At 61.5% G+C, this 10,443-nt stretch carries 11 protein-coding genes; 3 read left to right on the plus strand and 8 right to left on the minus strand.

Annotated elements, in window-relative coordinates; genetic code table 11:
* Positions 1-174: 174 nt before the first annotated feature.
* The 8 genes from KCI33_RS17605 to KCI33_RS17640 all read right to left on the minus strand — a co-directional run bounded on the left by KCI33_RS17605 (position 175) and on the right by KCI33_RS17640 (position 7,751).
* A complete protein-coding gene (locus KCI33_RS17605; protein ID WP_349252223.1) occupies positions 175-1,089 on the minus strand; it encodes a LysR family transcriptional regulator in 915 nt (304 codons plus the stop codon).
* A 46-nt stretch (positions 1,090-1,135) separates the two neighbouring features.
* Positions 1,136-2,437, minus strand: a complete 1,302-nt coding sequence (locus KCI33_RS17610; protein WP_212526113.1) for a TRAP transporter large permease subunit — start codon at positions 2,435-2,437, stop codon at positions 1,136-1,138.
* Between the two features lie 12 nt (positions 2,438-2,449).
* Complete coding sequence (locus tag KCI33_RS17615; protein ID WP_212526114.1) at positions 2,450-2,989, minus strand: TRAP transporter small permease; 540 nt, start codon at positions 2,987-2,989, stop codon at positions 2,450-2,452.
* Between the two features lie 76 nt (positions 2,990-3,065).
* Positions 3,066-4,037, minus strand: coding sequence for a TRAP transporter substrate-binding protein (locus tag KCI33_RS17620; RefSeq protein WP_212526115.1), 972 nt, complete (start codon positions 4,035-4,037; stop codon positions 3,066-3,068).
* Positions 4,038-4,104: 67 nt separating this feature from the next.
* Positions 4,105-4,854 carry an aspartate/glutamate racemase family protein gene (locus KCI33_RS17625; protein ID WP_212526116.1) on the minus strand — a complete coding sequence of 250 codons (750 nt, stop codon included), beginning with the start codon at positions 4,852-4,854 and terminating at the stop codon, positions 4,105-4,107.
* Between the two features lie 93 nt (positions 4,855-4,947).
* A complete protein-coding gene (locus KCI33_RS17630) occupies positions 4,948-6,228 on the minus strand; it encodes a TRAP transporter large permease (protein WP_212526117.1) in 1,281 nt (426 codons plus the stop codon).
* Between the two features lies 1 nt (position 6,229).
* Entirely contained in the window at positions 6,230-6,712 is a 483-nt protein-coding gene (locus KCI33_RS17635) for a TRAP transporter small permease (RefSeq protein WP_212526118.1), read from the minus strand.
* A gap of 40 nt (positions 6,713-6,752) precedes the next feature.
* Entirely contained in the window at positions 6,753-7,751 is a 999-nt protein-coding gene (locus KCI33_RS17640) for a TRAP transporter substrate-binding protein (protein ID WP_212526119.1), read from the minus strand.
* A gap of 347 nt (positions 7,752-8,098) precedes the next feature.
* Between KCI33_RS17640 and KCI33_RS17645 the strand changes: the two genes are divergently transcribed.
* The 3 genes from KCI33_RS17645 to KCI33_RS17655 are packed head-to-tail and all read left to right on the plus strand — an operon-like array spanning position 8,099 to position 10,174.
* Positions 8,099-8,986, plus strand: coding sequence for a polysaccharide deacetylase family protein (locus KCI33_RS17645; protein ID WP_212526120.1), 888 nt, complete (start codon positions 8,099-8,101; stop codon positions 8,984-8,986).
* Positions 8,987-9,003: 17 nt separating this feature from the next.
* A complete protein-coding gene (locus KCI33_RS17650; protein ID WP_212526121.1) occupies positions 9,004-9,789 on the plus strand; it encodes an SDR family oxidoreductase in 786 nt (261 codons plus the stop codon).
* Positions 9,790-9,805: 16 nt separating this feature from the next.
* Positions 9,806-10,174, plus strand: coding sequence for a cupin domain-containing protein (locus KCI33_RS17655; RefSeq protein ID WP_212526122.1), 369 nt, complete (start codon positions 9,806-9,808; stop codon positions 10,172-10,174).
* Positions 10,175-10,443: the final 269 nt, after the last annotated feature.

Below are 10,443 nucleotides of genomic sequence, written 5' to 3' on the forward strand. Positions count from 1 at the left end.
CCGCCTCGGCCTCCCTCAGGATGTCGATGATCTGCGCTTCGTTGAACTTCGATGGCTTCATGGTCCGATCCTTCTGTCAGGTCGGACTCTAGCATCAACCGGAGGAACTATCGGGGGTCACAGCAAACCGCCACGAGCCCCCTTTGTCCCGCTCAGCCACTGATGGCGCCCGTTTCATGCCTCTTCCGAAAAAATCTCTGAGATCAGGGTCCGGAACCACCTCTGGCCAGGATCCCTCTCCCGCCGGACGTCCCAGCAAAGGTCGATCGAAAAACTGACTTCCTCCAGTGGCAGCGCCACGGAATGAAGCCGCGCCAGACGTGCGTCGGCCTGTGGCCAACTGCTCGGCACGATTGCGACCAGATCGGTTTTCTCGATAATTTCCGGCATATCGAACCAGCTCGGCACGGTCATGACCACCTGCCGGCGTAGTCCGCGCCGCGCCAGCGCATCGTCGATCAGTTTGGTTCCCGTCGCCGCCATTGAAAGTTTCACATGCTTCAGGCTGGCATAGAGCTCGGCCGTCATTTCCTGGCTTGCTGCGGGGTGATCTTCGCGCATCACCACCATGAACCGGTCGGTGAGCAGTCTTTTGCTGCGCGCTTCGTTCTGATGCTGGTCATTCGGTGTGAACATGATCTGGACATCAGCACTATCGGTAACCTGCTCCTCCGCGACGGAGAATGGCAGCACCTGCACCGAGACGCCCGGCGCTTCACGGCACAGCCTCTCGGAAAGCCGCGGCAGCAGAATGCCACCGACATAATCCGCGATCCGCATCGAAAAGATCCGTTCCGAACGGGCCGGGTCAAACCGATGCTGCAGCTCGATCGCAGTCGAAATATGCGACAGGCCGGTCTCTATTTCCTCATAGAGTTCGAGCGCCCGCGCCGTGGGCTCGAGCCCCGTTGGCGTGCGCAGAAAAAGCTCGTCATTGAGCATGATGCGCAGCCGGGCAAGAGCGTGGCTGACGGCCGACGGCGAAAGCCCGATCTGGCCGGCCGCGCCGGCGACCGACCTGCGAAGGATGATGGCCTGAAAAATCACCAGCAGATTGAGGTCGAAACGGCGCAGGTTCAAAGCGGACACTACCCTTTCAGTTGTCGCGCGATAATCGGCAAAGCGGCCGGACGGGTCAACGGGACATCATCGTCGCCGGCAGCCAGGTGGCCATCCCGGGAAAGACCACCATGAGTACGATGCACCCAAGCATCAGGAAAAAGAACGGCAGGGCGGCGCGCGCGATCCGGAAGATGTTCACCCCCGTCATGCCTTGGATCACGAACAGGTTGAACCCGACCGGCGGGGTGATCTGGCTCATCTCGACAGCGATCACCAGAAAGATCCCGAACCAGATCGGGTCGATGCCGGCTGCCGTGACCATCGGCAGCATGATCGCGGTCGTCAGGATCACGATCGATATGCCGTCGAGGATGCAGCCGATCACGATAAAGAACATCGTCAACGCCGCGATCAGCGCGTAAGGCGGCAGGCCAAGCCCGCCGATCCATGCGGCCAGATTCCGCGGCAGGCCAATGAAGCCCATCGCGGCGGAAAGGAAACTGGCTCCGGCCACGATGAAGGCAATCATGCATGTGGTCCGGGTTGCCCCGATCAGGCCGTCGCGAAACACGCGCCAGGTCAGGTCGCCGGAGATCCAGACGAACAGCAAGGATAATGCGATACCCACCGCCGCAGCATCCGTCGGGCTCGCGACACCGCCGTAGATCGACCCGATAATGCCTGCAATCAGAATGGCAACGGGTGCAAGGCTTCGTGTCTGGCGCAGCCTTTCCCGGATCGGCAAGGCGGCCTCGGCCGCGGGCATCAGCTTTGGGTCGAGGCGGCTTCGGAACATGACATAGGCAGTGAACATCGCGATCAGGACGAGTCCGGGCACGACACCCGCGATGAACAACCGCGCGATCGATTGCTCTGTGGCGACGCCGTAGACGATCAGGATGATCGACGGCGGAATGAGCAGTCCGAGGGTGGCCGAGCCGGCGAGCGTTCCCAGGATCAGGTCGTCGTCGTAGCCGCGCTTCCTCAACTCGGGAACCGTCATCCGGCCGACCGTGGCGCAGGTGGCGGCCGACGAACCCGAAACGGCGGCAAACAGACCGCAGCCATAAATATTCGCGTGCACCAGGCCGCCGGGCATCCTGCCGAGCCATGGTGCGAGCCCGGTGAACAGGTCCGATGACAGGCGTGAGCGGGTCAGGATCTCGCCCATCCAGATGAACAGCGGCAAGGCCGTCAGCGGATAAGAGGCCACAGAACTCCAGCCGGAGGTCGCGAGCAATTGGCCCATGGGCACATTCGCGAACAGCATCAACGACACGCCGGCAACGATCAGCAGGCTGATCGCGACCCACGCACCGAGCGCCAGAAGGGCAAAAAGAACGCCGAAAACCGTAACGGCAATGGCCAGATCCATGTCTCAGTCTCTCTATTCGGGGAAGGTGCCGCTTTCATCGGGCATTCGGTTCAGGATGGCGGAGACGGTGTAGTCGGCGAAAGCGATGGCGAGGACGGCCGAACCGACGACCATCGGCGCTTGCGGTATCCAGATCGGTATCGCGATCAGACCGTAGGAGGTGTCGCTGTAAAGCCAGCTTTCATGCACCATGACATAGAGCCGCCAGCAGAAATAGACGGCCGCGACAGTCGCAGCAATTCCGCCGGCCACCTCCATCAGGCGGCGCACTCCAGGCGCCACGCTGTGCAGCAGAAGCGTGACGCGCACATGGACCCCGGCACGCAGCGCTCCGGCAAGCCCGAGAAAGCTGCCAGCCGACATCAGATAGGCGGCGAACTCCGCATAGGCAGGTACGGACAAGCCCAGCGGCGGTTGATCAGCCATGGCCAGGAGCCGGTCGCCCAGGGACAGCCCGATCTGGGTCAAGATCATCGCAAAGATCAAGAAGAACAGGAAGGCCGCCAAGATTTCTCCAGTTCTGTAGGTCGCGTCAAGAATGCTGCGCAGCATGAAGTCCCGCCTCCTCCCGAAATGGCGCATGGATGCAAAAAACCGGGGCAGCGGAAGGCCACCCCGGCCTGTTCGGTCAGTTTTTCAGGCGTTCGACGATGCTGCCACCTCCGGCGTCGGCACGAGCGAGCCACTCTTCCAGCATGGTCTCGCCGACCTTGAGCAATCCGGCCTGCAGCGCTTCGGAGGGTGCTTCGACCGTGATGCCGTGTTCGGCCAGAACGCCTGCCATCTTGGCGTCGTTCTCCTGGGACAACGCCCAACCGCGCGTTTCGGCCTCGGCCGCTGCGGTCAGCACGGCCTTCCGGACATCCTCAGGCAGGGCCTGGAACATCTTCTCGTTCACCACGACGACGTTTTTGCCGAGAAACGACTGGACGGCATAGTAGCGGTCCACGAAATCCCAGGCGCTGACCGCCACGCCGGTGGCTGCCGAGGTGATCATTCCCTGCACCCGACCGGTCGAGAAGGCCTGGGCAATATCCGACACTTCGACCTGGGTGGGAACCGCGTTGACCAGTTCGGCAAATCGGTCGGTCGTGGTGTTGTAGGTGCGGAACCGCAGGCCGCGCAGATCTTCGGTACTGTTGATCTCGGAGTTCACGTAGATCCCGTTGTTCGGCCATGGCACCGAGAACAGCACCCGCAGATTCTGGCGGCCCAGAAGCTCCTGGATCTCGGGCCGCGACGCGTCCCACATCTCGCGGGCATCATCATACCCGGAAACGACGAAAGGCAGCATGTCCAGTTCGAAGAGCGGATTCTCGTTGGACAAACGGCCGAGCAGGAATTCGCCCATCGGGATCGTGCCCGAGCGGACTGAGTTCTTGATCTCGGGGTGCGCGATCAGCGAATTCGCTGGATGCACAGTGATTTTCAGCGCGCCGTTGGTGGCCGCGTCCACATCCTTGGTGAACTGGATGATGTTTTGCGTGTGGAAGTTCCCTTCGGGATAGGGTGTGGCGATATCCCAGGTCTCGGCAGAAGCGCCGTTGCCCAGCCCGAGCGCCAGCGTCAGCGCTGCCGCAATGGTATGAATGGTCTTCATGGTCTCTCCTCTCCTTTGTAATCAAAGACGGCGCAGGTCGTCCCCGGTGCAGCGGATGCAATTGCGCTCAAGCCGCTCTGAAAAGCCGGCCGGCACCGGAAGCGCTCTGCTCCGCACCGAGGCGCCGCATCGCGAGCCAGGTGATCGCCTGATTGCTGGTGAGAACGGGGCGGCCGAGCGTTTCCTCAAGCGGGCCGATGATGCTCAGGGTGCGAATTGCCGTGCAACTAAGCACATAGGCGTCGGCCGCCTCGTTCTTCTGGGCCAACGTGCAGTCGAACCACAGTTCGGGACGTTCCTTCGCCATGTCCCAGTTGGTGTCTATCCCCGAGCCGGTCGCTGACAGCACCTCGAACCCATAATGCCGGAAATACGCGGCTTCCCGTTCGACCACTGGTGCAACATAGGGGGTGACGAGCGCGATCCGGGAACATCCGAGCGCCCGCAGCCCCTGAACAAGTGCATCTCCCGTCGTCAGCGCTGGCGTGCCCGTTGCGTTTTCTATCCGGCGCACGATGTCGGCGTCCGCGCCCGGTTTCCGGGTCGATACGGCGGTGCAGTTGAATGCAATGACATCCACCCTTGCGTCAGCGAGCATGGCTGCGGACTGCGGCAGGCCTTCGATCATGGCTCTCAGCGCATCGTCAGAGCTGTGGGTCAGCGGAAGGCGCGTCACATGAAGTGCCACGCTCGCCGGCAGCAATGCACGGACTTGGTCTTCGGCAAGAATATTGCCCGAAGGCACCAGCATCCCAAGACGTGCATGAATGTTGCGACGGTCGGCCTCTTCCAGTTTTGCGTTTGATATTGCATTCAAGGTTGGTCTCCTCCCAAGGGGGAGCCTAGAACTGTCCGTTGCTGCAGGAGAGCGAATATCGCGCACATCCAGATGCACGGAATTCATCGAAGGTTACTTCGACATCATCCCCTTCCAGAGTGTGATTTCCGGGACGAAAGAGACCAGCAGCAGGACCAGCACCATGACACCAAGCATCGGAAGCAGGGGGCGCACAATTTGCGACAGCTTGAGGCCGCTGATCGCGGCCCCGACGAAAACCGCATAGCCAAAAGGCGGCGTCGCCATCCCGATCGTGAAATTGATGGTGATGATTGCCCCGAACTGGATCGGATCGATACCGAGTTGCTGACCAATCGGGATCAGGAAAGACGCAAGCACAATCATCGCCGCGAGATTGTCCATCAGGCAGCCTATCACCAGAAGGGCGAAATTCAGCATCAGTATGTAGACCACCGGCTGGTCCGCGAACTCGGCCAGACTCGCGGTCAACTTGGATGGCAACTGCTCAAAGGCGACCAGCCACCCGAAACCATTCGCCGCCACGACAATGAACATCACGATGGTCATTGTTTTCAAGGAAGATTTCGTGACACTGATGATCCTGGGCAGATCCATTTCGCGATAGACCAACACCCCTAGGACGAGCGCAAAGAGGACGGCAACGACGGCTGCTTCGGTCGGCGTGACGATCCCGCCATAGATGCCTCCCAGCACGAAGACGGGTCCCAGAAGCGCCCATTTGGCAGCATTGAAGGCCGACCAGATTTCTGCGGCACCTGCGCGTGGCTGCGGTGCGATCTTGTGTCGGCGCGCATGCCACCAGCTTAGCGCCATGAGCCCGAGCGCCAACAGGATACCGGGCGCGATGCCGGAAAGGAAAAGCCGGCTGATCGACTGTTCGGACATCACACCCCAGACGACGAACGGAATTGAAGGCGGGATCATCGGGCCGATGATCCCACCCGAAACCGCGAGCGCCGTTGCGAAGGGCCGGGAGTAACCGCGCTTTTCCATCTCGGGGATCATGATTGTGCCGATGGCCGCGGTAGTGGCGGGCGCCGATCCGGAAAGCGCGGCAAAAAAGGCGGCCGCGAGCACCGCAACCATGCCGAGCCCTCCGGTCCGGTGCCGGACCAGAACATCCGCCAGGCCGACCAGCCTGCGCGAGATGCCTCCTGCGGTCATCAGATCGCCGGCCAGAACGAAGAAGGGAATCGCCAGAAGGCTGAAGGACTGTGTGCCCGAGATGAATCGCTGGGGCAGAATCCCCATGTTGATGTCGGCGACATAGAGCGCTCCCGCCGTCGCCAGACCGATTGCAATGGCAAGCGGCGTCCGGAGCAGCAAGAGCGCAAGAGCCCCAAACATGAGGGTTGCGACGGTCATGCTCATGTCAGTGGGCCTTTTCGGCAGAGAGAAGAATCGCCATCGCATGGAAGGCCAGCAATGCCCCACATACGGGAGCGGCGCCGTGCAACACCTCGATCGGGATCTGCAGGGCCGCTGATTTCTGTCCCGCCGTCCTCTCAACATAAGACAGACCGGCCCAGAACAGGACGACGCCAAAGCCGAGGATCGCCAGCGCGACAATCTTGTCGAGCAACACACGCAGCCACGTCGTTTCGACGATCATCATGTCGACCGCCACATGGAACCGCTCACGCACGCCAACGGTCGCATAGAGCAGGACGAGCCAGGCGAAGAGGATGATCGCCACCTCCTCGGTCCAGCTGGGTGGCGATCCGAAAAAATAGCGCAGGAAAACCTGCGCTGAAAGAAGACCCAGCATGAGATAGATGATCATCACGCAGACGGCTGCGGTAAGTTTGCTGACGAACTCGCTCGCTTTCGACAGCGCTGCTCCTATCGATGTCATTTCCGGGCCTTCTTGATTTCACGCAGGGCGGAAGTGTGGGTCAATTGCCCGATACGGCTTGGCGTGCCCGGGCGAGAAGGTCCGCGCCGATCGATGCCTCGAACCGAGAATACACGCCCTGAACAGCCTCACGGAACGGGGCGACATCCTCGACATCATTGATTTCCATGCCCGAAGCTTTGAGCGACTCCAATATCTCATGCTCGTTCATGGCCACGGTCTGACGTTCCACCTCAAGCGCGGTGCGGCCAGCCTCGATCACGGCTTTCTGGATGTCTTCAGGCAGGCGGCTGAAACTCCGCTCGGACATCAGCAGATGGATCGCCGAATAGGTGTGGCGGGTCTGCGACAGGTATTTGGTCACTTCGAAGAAGTTGTTCGCCTGAACCACGGCAGAAGGAATTTCCAGACCGTCGACCGTTCCTTGCTGCATCGCGGTAAACACCTCGCCCCAGGCCATGGGAACAGGGTTGCCGCCCAGCGAATCGAACATCTCGATGAAGACCGGGTTCTGCATCGTGCGGTACTTCACGCCGACAACATCAGCGGGTTTGGTCACCGGCCTGGAATTGTTGATCATGTTGCGGAAACCGCCTTCCGCAGCCCCCAGAGACACGAGGTTGTGCCGGCGAAGGTTCCCGGCGAGTTCCTGTCCTATCGGCCCGTCCAGGAACGCGTGCGATTGTTTCGAATTTCCGAACAGGAACGGAAGATCGAGAAGCTGGTAGGTCGGCTCGACATTCGCGACGACCGCGTTGGTGATCAGGCCCATGTCGATGGTGCCGAACTGCATCCCTTCCAGGATTTCCTTGTCATCTCCGAGCTGCCGGTTCGGGAACAGGGCGACGGACACACGGCCGGGCATCGCTTCCTCGATTGCGGTCTTGAAAGCGTTGGCGGTGATGGCGTAGGGGTCGCGCGGGCTGTCGGCGCTCAGCCAGGCCAACCGCAAATTGATCTCTTCGGCCTCGACAGAGCCACCAAGCAGCGAAACGCCAAGCGTCAGGGCCCCGGCAAGCGCCCGGAAATTGAATGTCATGGTCTGATCCTCCCAACCAGGTTTAGTGAACTGGCCGCCTTCGCTTGCGCACCCCCGACACCGCAGGGCACATGGCACATTTTCCGCGAAATCAAACGCGTGACAGCCATCACGTGTCTGGAAGACTTGCACAAGGGACGCTGTCCTCCCTAGAGCAAACTCGCTGAACGAAACTTAATAAACCTCATTGCGAGATGAATTTCGTGCATGCCCGGCAGATGCACGAAATTCAGGTGCGGCTGACTGAATTGCGTTTTCCTGCAGGATGGGCGCCTTGTAAGCATGTTGCAGACCCGGCGTTTGAGCACCGTTCTGTACATCCCTTCTAGGACAAGGATAGACCCCCAATGGCAGATGAGAGCATTGCCCCCGAAATCCGTCGCGCGCCAGCAGGCATGAAATGGCCCGGAGGCCGGAACGTGGCCGTGATCCTGAACGTCGCCTACGAGATGTACACGGATGACTCGGCCTCTGGCGTGGGGCCCATGGGGAATCCGCTGCCGGGCGGCGTGCGCGACCCCAACGCCGTGTCCTACGGGAAATACGGCGCCAATGCCGGGATTCAACGGCTGATGAGGGCGCTCGACAAGGCCGGCACCTGCGCAAACGTCTTTGTCTCCGGCATGCTTGCCGAACGCGATCCGGCTCAGGTCAAGGCCGTTGCCGATGCGGGTCATGAGATCGTGGCGCATGGTTGGGCGCAAAACCTGATCCCGGCCACGCTGGCCCCTGAAGAGGACGAGGAATCGATCCGCCGCACCACCGAAATGCTGGAGCAGGTCACCGGCACGCGGCCGCGCGGCTGGATCAGCCCCCGGGCCACCGCCGGCGACGAGACGTTACGCCGACTGATCCCGCATGGCTACGAGTGGCAGGGCGACGTTTTGGATGCGGACCTGCCCTATCTGCAGACCTATCCTGAGGGCGAACTGGTCGGGGTTCCTCTGACCATCGAGATCAACGATCTGTCGCATTCGATGCGGTTCGGCCGCACGCCCGGTCAGTTCATCGAACTCTTCGATCAGTGCCTGCCGCCGATGCTGGCCAATGAAGACGACACGACGATCATTGACGTCCTGGTGCACACCCATTGCTACGGCCGCCCCGCCGGGGCCTGGGCCTATGCCGAGATCGCCCGCAAATGTGCGGAGCGTGACGATATCTGGCTCACCACGCGCGGTGCCGTCGCGGATCATTTCCGCGCCGAACTGCAGGCTGCAACGACGAAAGCGTGAAAAGGGAGAGAAGCGGAATGGACCTGGGACTTTCTGAGAAGTGCGCTCTCGTTCTTGGCGCAGGTGGCGGCCTCGGCGGGGCGATAGCCGAAACGCTGGCCGCGGAAGGTGCAAAAGTGGCCGTTGCGGATATCAATGCCGAAGCAGCGCAGCGGACGGTCGAACGGATCGAGGCAGCTGGCGGGACGGCCATGTCGCTCCAGTGGGATCTGGCGGATCTTGAGCGGATCGGGCCGAACCTGGCCGAGATCGAAAAACGCCTGGGCGCGGTCGACATCCTGGTCAACAACACCGGTGGCCCGCCGCCGACGCCCGCTTCCGGCCAACCGGCCGAGAATTGGACGAGCTATTTCAACAGCATGGTCCTGTCCGTGCTCTCGATCACCGATGCGGTTCTGCCGAAGATGCGCGCGCGCGGATGGGGCCGGGTCATCACGTCGACCTCATCGGGCGTCGTGGCCCCCATCCCCAACCTCGGCATGTCGAACGCCTTGCGCCTCTCGCTTGTGGGGTGGTCAAAGACGCTCGCGCGGGAAGTCGGCAAGGACGGCGTCACCTGCAACATCGTGCTGCCCGGGCGTATTGCCACGCAGCGCATCCGTTTTCTCGACGAAAAGAAAGCTGAACGCGAAGGGCGTTCGGTCGAGGATGTCGCGGCGGAAAGCACCGCATCGATCCCTGTAGGCCGTTATGGCGACCCCGCGGAATACGGCGATGCCGTCGCTTTCCTCGCCAGTGAAAGGGCTTCCTACATCACCGGGTCTGTCATCCGCATCGATGGCGGACTGATTCCAAGTATCTGATCCAGAAGGACGAATCATGCTTATCAACTGGGATAACCTGCCAAAGATCGCCGGGATGCGGGCCGGCTCCGACCGCAGGGGGATCTGCGGCGACAAGATGTCGGTGGTGCGGGTGGAAACCACGCCCGATGCTGCCTTCGATGGCAAGACGCACTGGCACGACAACGAGCAAATGCTGATCATGGTGTCGGGCATGGTGCGGCTGGTGATCGATGGCGGGGAATTCGAGGCCCATCCCGGAGACCTGGTCTTTTTTCCGGCTGGCTCTCGCCACGCTGCCATCGGAACCGGCCCGGAGGGCTGTGTCTATTACGAGATGTTTGCGCCCGCGAGACCGGACCAATTGCCCGGCTGGGTCGGTTCCTCGGTGCTTCGGTTCGACTGAAGCTATGATGCGGGGCCGCCTGGGGCAGGATCTTGCGACCGACGGCGCACGCGCATCGCCCCGATAGGCCCTACGGAGATTGCTCCGTACGAATGGACAAAGCCCTGCGGAAGGGGCGGTAGTCACCGCCCCACCCTCTTCGCAGTGACCTGCTACGGGATTTTCATCCGGCCGCGACCGGAGCCCGGTTGGTGTTTACGCCGATCGGCGCAGGTTGAGCAATCGCCCGACGCGCGGAGCTTTCATCTCGCGCAGCGGGGCGGGCGATT

The organism is Actibacterium sp. MT2.3-13A, from assembly GCF_018139985.1.
Taxonomy (GTDB): Bacteria; Pseudomonadota; Alphaproteobacteria; order Rhodobacterales; family Rhodobacteraceae; genus JAGSOU01.